Below are 14,958 nucleotides of genomic sequence, written 5' to 3' on the forward strand. Positions count from 1 at the left end.
CGTGTTTTCTGTGCAAAATCAGCCCGGCAATATTATTGATATTATTATCAGTACATGGATTTACGCGGCGCCAGCTTTTTGGCGCGACTGGAAAGGTAAAATTTCTCTATGATAAACCCCCATCAGCCTCGGGACATTCCGCAAATACTGCTGTCGGTGCTGTTCCTGGCCCTGATTATCATATCCTGCCTGTGGGTTGTGCAGCCGTTTATTCTGTCCTTCGCCTGGGCCGGTACGGTGGTGATCGCCACCTGGCCGGTGCTGCTGCGTCTGCAGCGCGTGCTGTTTGGCAAACGACTGCTGGCGGTGCTTGCGATGACCCTGCTGCTGTTTTTGTTATTCGTTATTCCTATCGCTCTGCTGGTCAACAGCCTGGTGGATAACAGCGTCCCGCTGATCAAACTTATCAGCAGTGGAAATGTGACGCTGCCGGATTTCGCCTGGCTGAACAGCGTGCCGCTGGTCGGCGATAAGCTGTATTCCGCCTGGCATGGTCTGCTGGATATGGGCGGCTCGGCGATTATGGCCAAGGTTCGCCCCTATATTGGCACTACCACCAGCTGGTTTGTCGGGCAAGCGGCGCACATCGGCAAGCTGCTGGTCTACTGCGGTCTGATGCTGTTGTTCAGCGCGCTGCTCTACTGGCGCGGCGAGCAGGTGGCCTATGGTTTCCGCTACTTCGCTACACGCCTCGCAGCCAAACGCGGCGATGCGGCGGTGCTGCTGGCCGGCCAGGCCGTGCGCGCCGTGGCGCTGGGCGTGGTGGTGACGGCCCTTACTCAGGCGGTGCTGGGCGGGATCGGCCTTGCCATCTCCGGCGTGCCCTACGCCGCTCTGCTGACCGTGGTGATGATCTTTACCTGTCTGGTCCAGCTCGGCCCTTTGCTGGTTCTGGTGCCGTCGATTATCTGGCTTTACTGGAGCGGGGACACCACCTGGGGCACCGTGCTGCTGGTGTGGAGCTGCGTGGTTGGCACCATGGACAACGTCATTCGTCCGGTGCTTATCCGTATGGGCGCCGACCTGCCGATGATCCTCATCCTTACCGGCGTCATTGGCGGACTGATCGCCTTCGGCATGATCGGTCTGTTTATCGGTCCAGTGCTGCTGGCCGTCTCCTGGCGTCTGTATGACGCCTGGGTACACGAAGTGCCGCCGCCGCCGAAAGACCCCGATGTCGTCCTCGAAGAGCTTAGCGAGCTGGAGGCTGGGCGCAAGTAATGCCCTGGCAGGCGGGGAGACCCGCCTGTTTCCTTGCCCGCCTATTGTTAAGCAAAATTTATTGATCGCCGGCAAAGCGCTGGCCCTGAGCGCCATTCCCCTCGCTTTCCTCCCCCGGTCCTTCACAACAATTTAACTATTGAGAGGAATCTGATCGACGGCAAAGGCCCCGCTGCCTACTATTAGCTCACGGTTATAAATCAACACCTTGATTTATAAGCATGGAAATCCCCTGAGTGAAACAACGAATTGCTGTGTGTAGTCTTTGCCCATCTCCCACGATGGGCTTTTTTTTGTCCTGCGCATCGCCACAGCGGACAGCCTGCAACAGGCAAAAAAAATCCCCGGCATCGCTGCCGGGGATCGGTGCTGTCAGGGCGAACTTATTTTTTCAGTTCCGCCAGACCTAACCAGGTTTGCACCACGGTATCCGGGTTGAGGGACAGACTGTCGATCCCTTCTTCCATCAGCCAGGCGGCAAAATCTTCATGGTCAGACGGCCCCTGGCCGCAGATGCCGACGTATTTGCCCTGTTTTTTCGCTGCGCGGATCGCCATCGACAGCAGGGCTTTCACCGCGTCGTTGCGCTCATCAAACAGCTCAGAGACCACGCCGGAGTCGCGATCCAGACCGAGCGCCAGCTGGGTCATGTCGTTCGAACCGATGGAGAAGCCGTCGAAGTACTCGAGGAACTGCTCGGCCAGCAAGGCGTTCGATGGGATCTCACACATCATAATGATCTTCAGCCCGTTCTCGCCGCGCTTCAGCCCCTGACGCTCCAGCTCTTCGACCACCGCTTTCGCCTGGGCGACGGTACGCACAAACGGCACCATCACTTCAACGTTGGTCAGCCCCATGTCGTTACGCACGCGCTTCATCGCTTCACACTCCAGCGCGAAGCAGTCGCGGAAGCTTTCGGAAACGTAGCGTCCGGCGCCACGGAAGCCGAGCATCGGGTTCTCTTCTTCCGGCTCATAACGCTCGCCGCCCACCAGGTTGGCATATTCGTTCGACTTGAAGTCCGACAAACGCACGATGACGCGTTTCGGGTAGAAGGCGGCGCCAAGGGTAGCGATCCCTTCGGTCAGACGGCCGACGTAGAACTCTCTCGGCGAATCGTAGCCTTTCATCAGCTCGCGGATTTCGTTCTGCAGGCCCGGCTCCTGGTCGTCAAACTCCAGCAGCGCGCGCGGGTGAACGCCAATCATGCGGTTGATGATAAATTCCAGCCGCGCCAGACCCACGCCTTCGTTCGGCAGGCAGGCAAAGTCAAACGCACGATCCGGGTTGCCGACGTTCATCATCACCTTCAGCGGCAGATCCGGCATCTCGCCAACGCTGGAGCTCTTGACGCTGAAGTCCAGCAGCTCGGCGTAAACGTAGCCGGTGTCGCCTTCGGCGCAGGAGACGGTCACGTTCTGGTTTTCCTGAATGCGATCGGTGGCATCGCCGCAGCCGACCACCGCCGGGATCCCCAGCTCACGGGCGATAATCGCCGCGTGGCAGGTACGTCCGCCGCGGTTGGTGACGATCGCCGAGGCTTTCTTCATGATCGGTTCCCAGTCCGGGTCGGTCATGTCGGTGACCAGCACGTCGCCAGGTTCGATGCGGTTCATCTCGCTGATATCGTGGATCACCTTCACCGGGCCGGCGCCAATGCGGTGGCCGATGGCGCGCCCTTCGGCGATGATCTGCCCCTGAGCGTGGAGGGTATAACGCTCCATCACCTGGCCGCGGGAACGCACGGTTTCCGGACGCGCCTGGACGATAAACAGCTTACCGGTGTGGCCATCTTTCGCCCACTCGATATCCATCGGACGGCCGTAGTGCTTCTCGATCTGCACCGCCTGCTTCGCCAGCTCCTGCACCTCCTCGTTGGTTAACGAGAAAACATCGCGCTGCGCCTGCGGCACATCTTCGATACGCACCTGCTTGCCGTGTTCCTGAGTCGGCGCGTATACCATGCGGATCTTTTTCGACCCCATGGTGCGGCGCACGATGGCCGGGCGGCCAGCGGCCAGCGTCGGCTTGTGGACGTAGAATTCATCCGGGTTCACCGCGCCCTGCACCACCATCTCGCCGAGGCCCCACGCCGAGGTGATAAACACCACCTGGTCAAAACCGGACTCGGTATCGATAGAGAACATGACGCCGGAGGAGGCCAGATCGGAGCGGACCATCCTCTGCACCCCGGCGGAAAGCGCCACGCCGCGGTGATCGTAACCCTGATGCACGCGATAGGAGATCGCGCGATCGTTAAACAGTGAGGCAAACACGTGCTTCACGGCAACGAGCACGGCGTCAAAGCCCTGCACGTTGAGGAATGTCTCTTGCTGCCCGGCGAAGGAGGCGTCCGGCATATCTTCCGCAGTAGCGGAAGAGCGCACGGCAAATGAGGCCTCGGCGTCATCGGCGGACAGCAGGTCATAAGCATCGCGAATCGCGTTTTCCAGTTCGCTCTGGAAAGGGGTGTCGATGATCCACTGACGGATCTGCGCGCCCGCTTTCGCTAATGCGGAAACGTCGTCAATGTCGGTTTCATCCAGCAGTGCATAAATGCGCTGGTTAACACCGCTTTGGTCCAGGAACTGATCAAAAGCATCAGCGGTGGTGGCAAACCCGTTAGGCACGGAAACACCCATACCGGACAGGTTTGTAATCATTTCACCAAGGGAGGCATTTTTGCCCCCAACTCTGTCTACATCATTCATGCCGAGTTGGTTATACCAAAGCACCAGCGGTGACGAGCCATTGTTGGACATCGAGACAATCCTTTTGTGATTTAATACCAGTGAAAAAAATTTCACGATCGACTGCAGGATTATCCTGACATATTTATGGGGCTGAAAAAAACGGTGAATCGTTCAAGCAAATTATTTTTTCATTTTTCGGACTGTTCCCGCGATATAGCTAACTTGATGATTTTTAGGAATTATGACGAAAAACGCTGGAAATAACGGCAAAAAGAAGAAAATGAACCACCCTTTTCATAAAAAACAAAAATAGCGTTTCAATTTTAACAAGAGACAAATCAAACAGGGATATGCTTAAATTTAATATCCGTATTCAGGCAATTAAACTCATTATACCGGATGGTCAAAATGGAAAGTGCTGTAGATCGCCACGTATTTTATATTTCTGACGGTACCGCCATTACGGCAGAAGTGCTGGGGCATGCCGTGATGTCGCAATTCCCGGTTGCCATCAGCAGCGTGACTCTGCCGTTTGTCGAAAACATCAGCCGCGCGCGGGCGGTAAAGGAGCAGATCGACGCCATCTATCAGCAAACGGGTATTCGCCCGCTGGTGTTCTATTCCATCGTGATCCCGGAAATCCGCGACATTATTCTGCAAAGTGAAGGTTTTTGTCAGGACATCGTGCAGGCGCTGGTGGCCCCGCTGCAGCAGGAGCTAAACCTCGACCCGACGCCAGTGGCCCACCGTACTCACGGCCTGAACCCCGGGAACCTGATCAAATACGATGCGCGTATCGCCGCCATCGATTACACCCTCGCCCACGACGATGGCATCTCCCTGCGTAACCTCGATCAGGCCCAGGTGATCCTCCTCGGTGTGTCGCGCTGCGGCAAGACGCCCACCAGTCTGTACCTCGCCATGCAGTACGGCATTCGCGCCGCCAACTATCCGTTTATCGCCGACGATATGGACAATCTGGTGCTGCCGGCGTCGCTGAAACCCCTGCAACATAAGATGTTCGGCCTGACCATCAACCCCGAACGGCTGGCGGCCATCCGCGAAGAGCGTCGGGAAAACAGCCGCTACGCCTCTCTGCGTCAGTGTCGGATGGAGGTGACCGAAGTGGAGGCCCTGTATCGCAAAAATAAAATCCCGTGCCTGAACAGTACCAATTATTCTGTTGAGGAAATTGCGACAAAAATCATGGACATCATGGGACTGAATCGCAGAATGTACTAACACACTAGTACATTATTAAAAATTTGTTTATGCTATCACCCGTGGCCTATACAGGATCATGCCCTGCTCTTGCAATAAGCAGGGATTGGTTTATCGTGATGCGCATCACTTCCCGGCATTTTCGCCGCGGAAGAAACAGATTTTTGAGACCCCAATGAATAAAACAGACGAATTGCGTACCGCGCGCATTGAAAGCCTGGTAACGCCCGCGGAACTGGCCCAGCGCCATCCCGTCACGGCCGACGTGGCCGCCCACGTTTCGGCCTCCCGCCGCCGAATTGAAAAAATCCTCAACGGCGAAGACCGCCGCCTGCTGGTGATTATCGGCCCCTGCTCCATTCACGATACCGACGCGGCGCTGGAGTATGCCCGCCGCCTGCAGGGCATGCGCGAGCGCTACCAGCCGCAGCTGGAGATCGTGATGCGCACCTACTTTGAAAAACCGCGTACCGTGGTGGGCTGGAAAGGCTTAATCTCCGATCCGGACCTCAACGGCAGCTACCGGGTCAACCACGGAATTGAGCTGGCGCGGCGCCTGCTGCTGCAGGTTAATGAGCTGGGGGTACCGACGGCCACCGAGTTTCTCGATATGGTGACCGGTCAGTTTATCGCCGATCTCATCAGCTGGGGGGCCATCGGGGCGCGCACCACCGAAAGCCAGATCCACCGTGAGATGGCCTCAGCGCTCTCCTGCCCGGTCGGGTTTAAAAACGGCACCGATGGCAATACGCGCATTGCGGTGGACGCCATCCGCGCCTCCCGCGCCAGCCATATGTTCCTCTCTCCGGACAAGCAGGGGCAGATGACGATTTACCAGACCAGCGGCAACCCGTACGGGCATATCATTATGCGCGGCGGCAAACAGCCAAACTATCATGCCGAGGATATCGCTGCCGCCGGCGAGGCGCTGCGTGAATTCGATCTGCCGGAACAGCTGGTCGTTGATTTCAGCCATGGCAACTGCCAGAAGCAGCACCGCCGTCAGCTGGAGGTGTGCGCCGATATCTGTCAGCAAATTCGCGCGGGCTCCACCGCCATCGCCGGGATTATGGCAGAGAGCTTCCTGCAGGAAGGCACCCAGAAAGTGGTCCCCGGCCAGCCGCTGACCTGGGGCCAGTCGATCACCGACCCCTGCCTGAGCTGGGATGACAGCGAAAGATTATTGAGCGAGCTGGCCGCCGCCACCGCTACCCGTCTGTAACCGCTCCGCCCGTCGCGCCTGCGGCGGGCAATTTCCTTCGGTGACTCCCCTACCAAATCCGGTAACACGATAAATAACGCTTGCCGTCAAAAACAACATTATTGATAATGATTATCATTGTTGCTTTGATTTTTATTTTGAGAGCTATGACGCGTATGGATAACACTGCCACAGCTGAAAAACCAAAAGACAATGCCCCCTATCCCGTGGCGACGGACAGGCAGATTAGCAGTCGGGTGCTGTTAGGTAGCGAAGGACGGGTAGTCATCGAACATGGCGGCCAGCGCTATCTGCTGCGCCAGACCAACGCCGGGAAGTTAATTCTGACCAAGTAAGCGCCCCGCTGAGCGCGGGGCGAGGCGAGTTAGCTCGAACAGCTGACTTCCAGACGTTTCCCCCAGTCCGGAGGGCGGCGGACGTAGTCGTCCTCGCGATCGGTAAAGGGGTCTGCCAGCGCGGCATGCAGGCGCTCCAGCTCGCCCATATCGCCCGCCTCGGCCTGCTCTATCGCCCGCTGCGCCAGCCAGTTGCGTAACACCAGCGCCGGATTTACGCCCTGCATCCGCTGCTGGCGCTGCGCGTCATCCACCTGTTCATCACGCAGGCGCGCACGATACCCGGCAAACCAGCTGTCGAAAGCCGCCCGATCGATAAACTCGTCGCGCAGCGGCGAGGCGGCGCTGAGCTGTTCGCTGTGGCTCAGCAGGCGGAACGTTCGGGTATAGTCGCTCTTCTCACGGATCATCAGGGCAAACAGCCCGTCCAGCAGGTCGTTATCCCCTTTCTGCTGGCTGAACAGGCCGAGTTTATCGCGCATCCGCTGGCCATAAGCGGTCAGCAAGGCGTGCTGATACTCATCCAGCGCCGCGTTTAACGCTTCAGCGCTGATAAACGGCGACAGCGATTGGGCGAGACGCTGCAGATTCCACAGCCCCACCGCCGGCTGGTTTTCAAAACTGTAGCGCCCCTGATAATCGGAGTGGTTGCAGATGAAGTCCGGTTGAAAATCGTCAAGGAAGCCATACGGGCCGTAGTCGATGGTCAGACCGAGAATCGACATGTTGTCGGTATTCATCACCCCATGGGCAAAGCCCACGGTTTGCCAGCTGGCGATGGTCTGCGCGGTGCGCGTGACAACGTCACGGAACCATAACAGATACTTGTCTGCCTCATCCTGCAGCTGCGGCCAGTGGTGGCGAATGACATAGTCGGCCAATTGCTGGACCTTCTGCGGCTCACGGCGATAGTAAAAATGTTCGAAATGGCCGAAGCGGACATGGCTCTCGGCCACCCGCATCAGCATCGCGCCAGGCTCCACGCGCTCGCGGTAGATCGGGGTATCGCTGGTCACCATCGCCAGGGCGCGCGTCGTCGGGATCCCCAGGGCGTGCATCGCCTCTGACGCCAGACTTTCTCGGATCGTCGAGCGCAGTACAGCGCGCCCGTCCCCCATCCGCGAATAGGGGGTCAGGCCGGCGCCTTTCAGATGCCAGTCGTAACGGCGACCATCCGCAAGCTGCTGCTCACCGAGCAGGATCCCGCGTCCGTCGCCCAGCTGGCCGGCCCAGGCGCCAAACTGATGGCCGCTGTATACTTGCGCCAGCGGCGACATGCCCGGAAGCAGCGCTTCTCCGCCCCAGACACCGGCCCCATTTTCAGGCGCGAACAGGGCGTCGGGCACCCCCAACTGTTGCGCCAGCGGGGCGTTACGCCAGATGAGTCGGGCGTTATCCAGCGGCGTCGGTGACAGGGAAGTGTAAAAATCCGGCAGTTCATCCCGCCAGTGGGTGGTAAAAGAAAGGGTCATGGTTCCTCCTACCTTCAGTGTAGTGCCTCAAACAGCGGATTAACACGGGCGGAGTGCAGGGTTATCGGCATAAAAAAGGGAAGCGCTCGCTTCCCTCTTGCTTCTGAATGACGTCAGATACGCCGCGCCTGCCAGAACTTTTTGTTCCAGTAGACGTTATCCAGCGAGGAACGGGTGACGCCCTGGCTGGTGGAGGCATGGATAAACTGGTTGTCGGTATCGTAGATGCCAACGTGCAAACCGCTCTCCCCTGAGCCGGTTTTGAAGAACACCAGATCGCCGGGCAGCAGATCGCGCTTATCGATACGGGTGCCGATTTCCGCCTGCTCGCGGGTTTCACGCGGCAGCTGGAGGGCAAATTTATCGCGAAACGTGCGCACCACGAAGCCGGAGCAGTCGACGCCGCGCGGCGTCATGCCGCCGTAGCGATACGGTGCGCCACGCCAGCTACGCAACTGCTCGTTCAGATTCGCCACCACCGTGATGGAGTCAGCCAGCCGTGGATTCGGCGGCGGTGCCCGATGGCTGCTGCAGCCGGCTAAAATTAACGCCGCCGCCAACATGAACCAGAAGCGCATTTCAGATGATCCCTCTGTCCCTAGTCTCTTTATCGCAATAATTTAGCTTGTTTATCAATATAGTGACAAGATAACTGCGTGCTACTGTGACGCGATGAGCATAATATGACCGGCCACCTCCACGCGCTGGAACGGGATCGCATAGGCAGCGGTTAAATTTTCCTCATTCAGCACCTCGGCGGTCTCTCCGCAGGCGATGGCTTCCCCCTGGCAGAGCAGCCAGCTTTGTCCGGCATGGCGCAGGGTATGGTTGAGATCGTGGCTGCTCATCACCACCGCAATCCCCGCCGCGCTCAGCTCACGTAACAGCCGATCCAGCGCCGCCTGCTGGGCCACATCCAGACTGTTCATCGGCTCATCCAGCAGCAGCAGTTGACCCGCGGGATGACTCAAGGGATCGATCTGCAGGATCACTGCCGCCAGCCGCACGCGCTGCCACTCACCGCCCGAAAGCTGATTAACCTGACGGTCCAGCTTATTGTCCAGACCAAGCCTGGCCGCGATATCGCTCAGACGGGCGCTATCGCCCTGCTGCTGCATATGCAGCGCCAGGTAGTGCCACACCGGCATGGCGAACGGCGGGGTCTGGTGTTGACATAGATATCCGCGACGGCGCGCCAGCTCCGTCGCCGGCCACTCGTCAAGCCGCCGTCCGTTAAAATGAACCGTGCCGGGGCCGTCGGACAGCCCCGCCATGCGGGTCAGCAGCGTGCTCTTCCCTGCGCCGTTCGGCCCCACCAGGTGGACGATCTCCCCGGCGCGAAAGGCCGCAGAAAACGGGGCCAGACGCCCCGCCGCTTCTACATCCTGTAGCTGCATCAGAAACGCCATTATTTCGCCAGCGCTCCTTTAATCGCCGCCACCAGCTGCGGATCGTCCGGCGTCATATCCGGAGAGAAGCGCTCAATAACGTTGCCCTGGCGATCGACGAGGAATTTTTCGAAATTCCACAGAATGTCGTCCACATACAGCGGCGCCCGGCCTTTGCTGGCCATCCGCTCATAAAAACCGCTGCCTTCCGGGGCCACCGCTTTCGGCGCGGCGGCAATCAGTTTTTGATACAGCGGCGCGCGATGTTCACCGTTGACGTCAATTTTGCTGAACAGCGGGAAGGTGACGCCGTAGGTGGTGCTGCAGAAGGTCTTAATCTCTTCTTCACTGCCCGGCTCCTGGCCGAGGAACTGGTTGCAGGGGAACCCCAGTACGCTAAAGCCCTCGCCGGCAAATTGCTTTTGCAGATCCTCGAGTTGCTCATACTGCGGCGTCAGGCCGCATTTCGAGGCCACATTGACGATCAACAGCACCTTGCCGGCAAAGGATGCCAGGGTGGTTTTCTCGCCATCAATGGTCGTCACTTCGGTATTCAGAATGTCATGTTGCATAGCCTGTCCTCAATGGATAAACCGGTTTCCGGTGAAGGTGATCCCTATCTACTGTAGCGGATTCAGCGGCCGCCATTCTACTGCCAATCCCCCCGAGTTGTCGCATGATGTAACAGCGCTTCGCTGGCCGCCGGCAACATGAAATCCTCTCAATTGGGCAGTCGACCATTTCCGTGTACAGTGTCCCGGTAATGTAATATGGTTTCGTTACTTGTTAATTTAAGAGAGTTTTATTGATGAAGAAGTTGTTTAGCCTGGCGTTAATCGCCACCTCTGTCGCCCTGCTGAGCGCCTGCTCTCCGGATGAAGATAATAAAGTGAAAGTCGCTATCAATACCGGGCCGGACGAAGCCATCTGGAAAGTGGTGGAGCAGGTTGCGAAGGATAAATATCATCTCGACGTCGAAGTGGTCTCCTTCAATGATTATGTGCTGCCCAACGAAGCACTGAACAACAAAGATGTGGATGCCAACGCCTTCCAGACCCTGCCGTACCTTGAGGCGCAGTCGAAAGAGCGCGGCTATAAATTTGCGGTGGTCGGTAAAACCTTTGTCTTCCCTATCGCCGCCTATTCTCACCGGATCAAAAACATCAGCGAACTGCCCGAAGGGGCGACGGTGACCATTTCTAATGAAACCACCACCCTGGGCCGCAGCCTGCTGCTGCTCCAGGCGCAGGGGTTACTCAAGCTGAAGCCGGGCGTCGGCTATTTACCGACCACGCTGGATATCATCGACAACCCGAAACAGCTGAAAATTGTTGAAGTGGATACCCCACAGCTGACCCGTACCCTTGATGATCCGAACGTTAGCTTGTCAATCATTAACACCAACTTCTCCGCCCAGGCGGGCCTGTCGGCCGCCCGCGACGGTCTGTTTATGGAGGGGCCGGATTCTCCTTACGTGAATGCGATTGTCGCCCGCGAGGATAATAAGGACAGCAAGAAAATTCAGGAGCTGAAAGCCGCCTTCCAGACCAGCGAAGTCGCGGAAAAAGCGAAGGAAGTCTACAAAGGCGACGCGATCAAAGGCTGGTAAGCCTGAACCGGCGCCGTCCCTGCCGACGGCGCCGCGCTATCCCCGCCCCCGCGAACGCAGCAGCAACCAGATAAAGACCGGCGCGCCCAGCGTCGCCGTCACCACGCCAATCGGCAGCTCTGCGGCGGAAAGCGCCAGTCGGGCAATGATATCCGCCCCCAGCAAGGCGCTCGCCCCGGCCAGCATGCAGGCTGGGAGCAACACCCGGTGATCGCTTAAACCACATAGCCGCAGAATGTGCGGGATCACCAGGCCGATAAAGCCAATGGCTCCCGCCAGCGCGACGCTAACGCCGACCAACCAGCCGGTCGCCACCACCAGCAGCTTGCGCCATAGCCACAGCGGCAGCCCGAGCTGACGAGCGGAGACTTCGCCCAGCGCCAGTAAATTCAGGGGTTGCGACTGCAGACAAACCCAGCAAAGCACCGGCAGGAGGGCTATCATCAGCCACAGCTGCTGCCAGTCGACGCCGCCAAACCCGCCCATCATCCAGTACATCAGCTGACGCAGGTCAAAAGAGGTGGAGAAGTAGACCGCCCAGGTCATCAGGGCACTGCAGATGATCCCCAGCGCCACCCCCGCCAGCAGCAGACGGCTGGTAGAGAGATGGCGGCGGGCAAAACGCAGCAAAATAAAGGTGATCAGCAGCGCGCCGAGGATCGCGCACAGGCCGAGCGCCCAGCCGGGCAAGACTCCTTTGCCCAGCAGGACGGCGGCAATCAGCCCGACGCCCGCCCCGTTGGAGACGCCCAGCAGACCCGGCTCCGCCAGCGGATTTTCAAACAACGCCTGCATAATCGCCCCGGAGAGCGCCAGCGCCGCCCCCACCAGCACCACCGCCAGGGTTCGCGGCAGGCGGATCTGCCAGATGAACAACTGGCCTTTCGCGCTCAGCCATTCCCCAGGCGGGATCCATTGATCGCCCGCGCACAGGCTGACCAGCAGGGTGACCAGGAGCAACAGCGTTAATCCGAAGAGCCAACGCCGGCTGCGGCGCTGTTGAAGATGGGCGAGAGTCAGCATAGATTCCATTACGCAGTGGGAACAAGAGGCTGATTTTACGGTGGGTGTCGCGGTGAGAAAAGGAAAACCTCGCGGCCGTTCGTCGACGCGGAGGAAGACCTCCCCCGCGTCTGCGTTCGTTCGTTACACCAGGATCTGAAACAGTAGCGCAAAGAGAATGATATTCGCCACCACGATTGCCCAGCCGTTATAGAGCATATATTTCAGATGCGTGGACTGCGCCAGCCCCATCTGGCCGAACATGTCCGATGAGGGAAACGGACCGAACCAGTCCACCTGAGAAGAGGCGAGCAGCACCGCGGTGGTCCCCTGCGGCGGCACGCCGGCGGCCATCAGCATCGGGCCAAAGATTTTATGGGTAAACGTCATTTGCGCCACCGCCGCACCGGGCACATGGCCGATAATATTGAACGCGAAGATGCTAAAGCACAGCCAGGCCGGGGAGATCCCCTCGAGCAGCGGTTGGGTATACTCCAGCAGCCCCTGATAGGCATGCAGACCATCCATCAGTTCAAGGATTGGGTTATACAGCCAGTAGAGGATAAACATCCACACCAGACGGCCGCAGCCGTGATACAGCGCCTGCAGGATCTGCGTCGGTCGCAGGCCACCTACCAGCCCGGTCATCAGCGCCACCAGCAGCATCACGATAATCGCAAAGCTGAAGCCAGCTTTGATCACCACGCCAACGACCGCCATCACAATGATCGTCGCGGCGAAGGCCAGCGCGCTTAATTTACGCCGACGCTGCTGCGCGGCGCTGAGATCGTCTTTTGGCTTCTCCGAAAGATCGACGTCATAGCGCAGTTTGCCTTCAGTCATCTTCTGGATCCGCCCCGCCATTATCCAGCCGGCCAGCAGCGTCACCGCACTCATCGGCAGACCGACGTACAGCAGATAATCCGGATAGCTCAACCCGCCGAGGCTGAGGATTGTCACGGTGCTGGGGGTGAAGGGCCCGGTAAAGAGCCCAACGGAGCCGGCGGTCATCATCAGCGCGGCGACCGTCGGCGGCGTTAAGCGTACCGCTGCCGCCACCGGAATGATCACGGCCACGATAATGGCGTTACCACCGGCCATGGTGCCCAGCGAACCACAAATTAAAATCGATGACACCACAATGCCGAACTTAACCCGCGTCTGGCTCGACAGCCCAATACGATGAACCACGAATTTCACCAGCTCAACCGCTGCGCCGGTGCGGGTGGCCACTTCCCCCACGCCGGCGCCGAGCATAATGATAAGCCCTACCGTGGCGATAAATGACCCGGTGGATTTCGCCAGCATCGTGCCCATTTCCGGCAGGCCGGTCGAGGTCATTATCATGGCGATAATGATCGAGGAGATCACCGCCAGCACAATATCAACGCCGATCAGCGATAATATCGCTAGTGCCACCAGCGGCGTAAATCCCAGCAGGCCAAGCTCACTGCCCGGTCGACCGTGGCACCACAGCGCGATCAACACGAACAGCAGCAATAACAGACCAGTAATAACGTTTTTCCGCGTGATATTTCGTCTGACAGGCGCATTGCCTGTGAGCGTTGAGTCACTCATAACACTCCTTAATGCCAATCAATCCGACCGTAAGGGTCAGGAGGTGTATTGGGACCTGCTCAGAAAACATCCCCCCTCTTTTTCTTTATTGGCCGCGAGCCTGAGGGTGCGTTTGGGTACAAAGGAATAGATTCTGAGAGCGTAATATTCCGCCATCAGGCGGGGTCTACAGCACAATATGTAACCGGAGCGCTGATTGGAGATTAAATTTATGTTAACTTTGTGTTAGTGGATAATGACTTTTTATCGGTAGGCTATAACCCTGAGTTAACTGTTCATGAAACTGCGTCATCTGGAAATCTTTCACGCCGTAATGACCTGCGGCTCGCTGTCACGGGCGGCGGAATCGCTCAGTATCTCTCAGCCAGCGGCCAGCAAAGCGCTAAAAAGTGCCGAGATGAAACTGGGTTTTACCCTCTTTCAGCGGGTGCGCGGCAAGCTGCTGCCGACCAGCGAGGCGATCACACTTTTCGAAAAAGCGCAGAGCATTTATCAGGACCTCGATAACCTGCGCCTGTTGGCCGACAACCTGGCTCGCGATCCGCGCGCCAAAATCACCTTAGGCTGCCTGCCGAGCCTGGGGTTAAGCCTGGTGCCAGAGCTGGTGACCGACTTTTATCAGCAAAACAGCAACCTGGTGATGACGCTCACCACCGAGCACACCGAGACGCTGGTCAGAAAACTGGATTTGCGCGAGATAGATTTGGCGCTGACGCTACAGCCGGTGCAGCAGGGAGAGATCCTGACCACCCTGATTGCCGAAGTACCGCTGGTGTACATCGACCGTCATTATCGTCAGGGGGCGGTGGACATCGGCCAGATCGACCAGCAGCGCTGGATCTCGCCAGGGCCGCACTCGCTCTCGGCGGCCATCGCCACCCGTCGCGACTTTTCCACCACCCGGCTTAACGTTCAGACCTACTATATGGCTACCGAGTTCGTGAAGCGCGGCATGGGCTGCAGCATCACAGATATCTTTTCCGCCCAGCACAACCTGGCTCCAGAGATGATCCACCCCATTACGCCGCCGATTGCCATCAACCTCTGCCTGCTGCGCCGGGCCGATGTTTCGCTGAGTCCAATGGCGCAAAAGTTCGTCGATTTTCTCTGCCAGCGTCTGCGCCAGCAACTCAAGGAGATTAACCTGCGGTTATACCCTGACCATAAAAAGTCAATTGCGCCGCTGGGGTAAATGCTTTGACATAACCCGATAAATT

The 14,958-nt window shown here is 58.2% G+C and carries 14 protein-coding genes and 1 other RNA gene; 8 read left to right on the forward strand and 7 right to left on the reverse strand.

Translation table 11 applies throughout. From position 1 onward, the window contains the following. The first annotated feature begins 108 nt into the window (after positions 1 to 108). Both ydiK and rprA read left to right on the forward strand, forming a co-directional pair. Positions 109 to 1,221: an AI-2E family transporter YdiK gene (ydiK, locus tag CW267_RS16720; RefSeq protein WP_023322844.1), complete on the forward strand. Its 1,113-nt coding sequence runs from the start codon at positions 109 to 111 to the stop codon at positions 1,219 to 1,221. Positions 1,222 to 1,410: 189 nt separating this feature from the next. Further along, positions 1,411 to 1,518, forward strand: an RNA gene (gene rprA, locus CW267_RS16725) — antisense sRNA RprA. A gap of 86 nt (positions 1,519 to 1,604) precedes the next feature. On the opposite strand, the gene ppsA is transcribed toward rprA, so the two are convergent. Continuing rightward, positions 1,605 to 3,983 (reverse strand): phosphoenolpyruvate synthase, encoded by a 2,379-nt coding sequence (gene ppsA, locus CW267_RS16730; RefSeq protein WP_012541376.1) that lies wholly within the window; start codon positions 3,981 to 3,983, stop codon positions 1,605 to 1,607. Positions 3,984 to 4,058: 75 nt separating this feature from the next. Here ppsA and CW267_RS30660 point away from each other — a divergent pair, with 75 nt between their 5' ends. The 4 genes from CW267_RS30660 (at position 4,059) to hemP (ending at position 6,692) form a co-directional block, all read left to right on the forward strand. Next, a complete protein-coding gene (locus tag CW267_RS30660; protein ID WP_012541375.1) occupies positions 4,059 to 4,178 on the forward strand; it encodes a hypothetical protein in 120 nt (39 codons plus the stop codon). Positions 4,179 to 4,322: 144 nt separating this feature from the next. Beyond that, on the forward strand, positions 4,323 to 5,156 hold the full coding sequence (locus tag CW267_RS16735) for a pyruvate, water dikinase regulatory protein (RefSeq protein WP_002909061.1): 834 nt from the start codon (positions 4,323 to 4,325) through the stop codon (positions 5,154 to 5,156). Between the two features lie 154 nt (positions 5,157 to 5,310). Next, positions 5,311 to 6,357, forward strand: coding sequence for a 3-deoxy-7-phosphoheptulonate synthase AroH (aroH, locus tag CW267_RS16740; protein WP_008804446.1), 1,047 nt, complete (start codon positions 5,311 to 5,313; stop codon positions 6,355 to 6,357). 155 nt (positions 6,358 to 6,512) lie between these two features. Beyond that, positions 6,513 to 6,692, forward strand: a complete 180-nt coding sequence (hemP, locus tag CW267_RS16745) for a hemin uptake protein HemP (RefSeq protein ID WP_012967843.1) — start codon at positions 6,513 to 6,515, stop codon at positions 6,690 to 6,692. 29 nt (positions 6,693 to 6,721) lie between these two features. Here hemP and selO read toward each other — a convergent pair whose 3' ends face one another. The 4 genes from selO to CW267_RS16765 form a co-directional block, all read right to left on the reverse strand. Further along, positions 6,722 to 8,164 carry a protein adenylyltransferase SelO gene (selO, locus tag CW267_RS16750; protein ID WP_022065340.1) on the reverse strand — a complete coding sequence of 481 codons (1,443 nt, stop codon included), beginning with the start codon at positions 8,162 to 8,164 and terminating at the stop codon, positions 6,722 to 6,724. 113 nt (positions 8,165 to 8,277) lie between these two features. Beyond that, positions 8,278 to 8,742: an NlpC/P60 family protein gene (locus CW267_RS16755; RefSeq protein ID WP_002909082.1), complete on the reverse strand. Its 465-nt coding sequence runs from the start codon at positions 8,740 to 8,742 to the stop codon at positions 8,278 to 8,280. Positions 8,743 to 8,823: 81 nt separating this feature from the next. After that, the gene (btuD, locus tag CW267_RS16760) at positions 8,824 to 9,573 is read right to left on the reverse strand and encodes a vitamin B12 ABC transporter ATP-binding protein BtuD (RefSeq protein ID WP_023297831.1); all 750 of its coding nucleotides are present in this window, start codon (positions 9,571 to 9,573) and stop codon (positions 8,824 to 8,826) included. Continuing rightward, positions 9,573 to 10,124, reverse strand: a complete 552-nt coding sequence (locus tag CW267_RS16765) for a glutathione peroxidase (protein WP_008804442.1) — start codon at positions 10,122 to 10,124, stop codon at positions 9,573 to 9,575. The genes btuD and CW267_RS16765 overlap by 1 nt, the downstream gene beginning before the upstream one ends. Positions 10,125 to 10,360: 236 nt before the next feature. Between CW267_RS16765 and CW267_RS16770 the strand changes: the two genes are divergently transcribed. Then, positions 10,361 to 11,161 carry a MetQ/NlpA family ABC transporter substrate-binding protein gene (locus CW267_RS16770; RefSeq protein ID WP_002909085.1) on the forward strand — a complete coding sequence of 267 codons (801 nt, stop codon included), beginning with the start codon at positions 10,361 to 10,363 and terminating at the stop codon, positions 11,159 to 11,161. Between the two features lie 36 nt (positions 11,162 to 11,197). Here the strand turns inward: CW267_RS16770 and btuC are convergent, their stop codons facing one another. Together btuC and CW267_RS16780 are read right to left on the reverse strand one after the other, a co-directional pair. Then, positions 11,198 to 12,184, reverse strand: coding sequence for a vitamin B12 ABC transporter permease BtuC (gene btuC / locus CW267_RS16775; RefSeq protein ID WP_032733215.1), 987 nt, complete (start codon positions 12,182 to 12,184; stop codon positions 11,198 to 11,200). 123 nt (positions 12,185 to 12,307) lie between these two features. Beyond that, the gene (locus CW267_RS16780; RefSeq protein WP_008804440.1) at positions 12,308 to 13,741 is read right to left on the reverse strand and encodes a gluconate:proton symporter; all 1,434 of its coding nucleotides are present in this window, start codon (positions 13,739 to 13,741) and stop codon (positions 12,308 to 12,310) included. 277 nt (positions 13,742 to 14,018) lie between these two features. Here CW267_RS16780 and CW267_RS16785 point away from each other — a divergent pair, with 277 nt between their 5' ends. After that, entirely contained in the window at positions 14,019 to 14,933 is a 915-nt protein-coding gene (locus CW267_RS16785) for a LysR family transcriptional regulator (protein ID WP_039103912.1), read from the forward strand. Positions 14,934 to 14,958: the final 25 nt, after the last annotated feature.

Origin of the sequence: Klebsiella sp. X1-16S-Nf21, assembly GCF_002837615.1 — a bacterium.
Classification (GTDB): domain Bacteria; phylum Pseudomonadota; class Gammaproteobacteria; order Enterobacterales; family Enterobacteriaceae; genus Klebsiella; species Klebsiella variicola.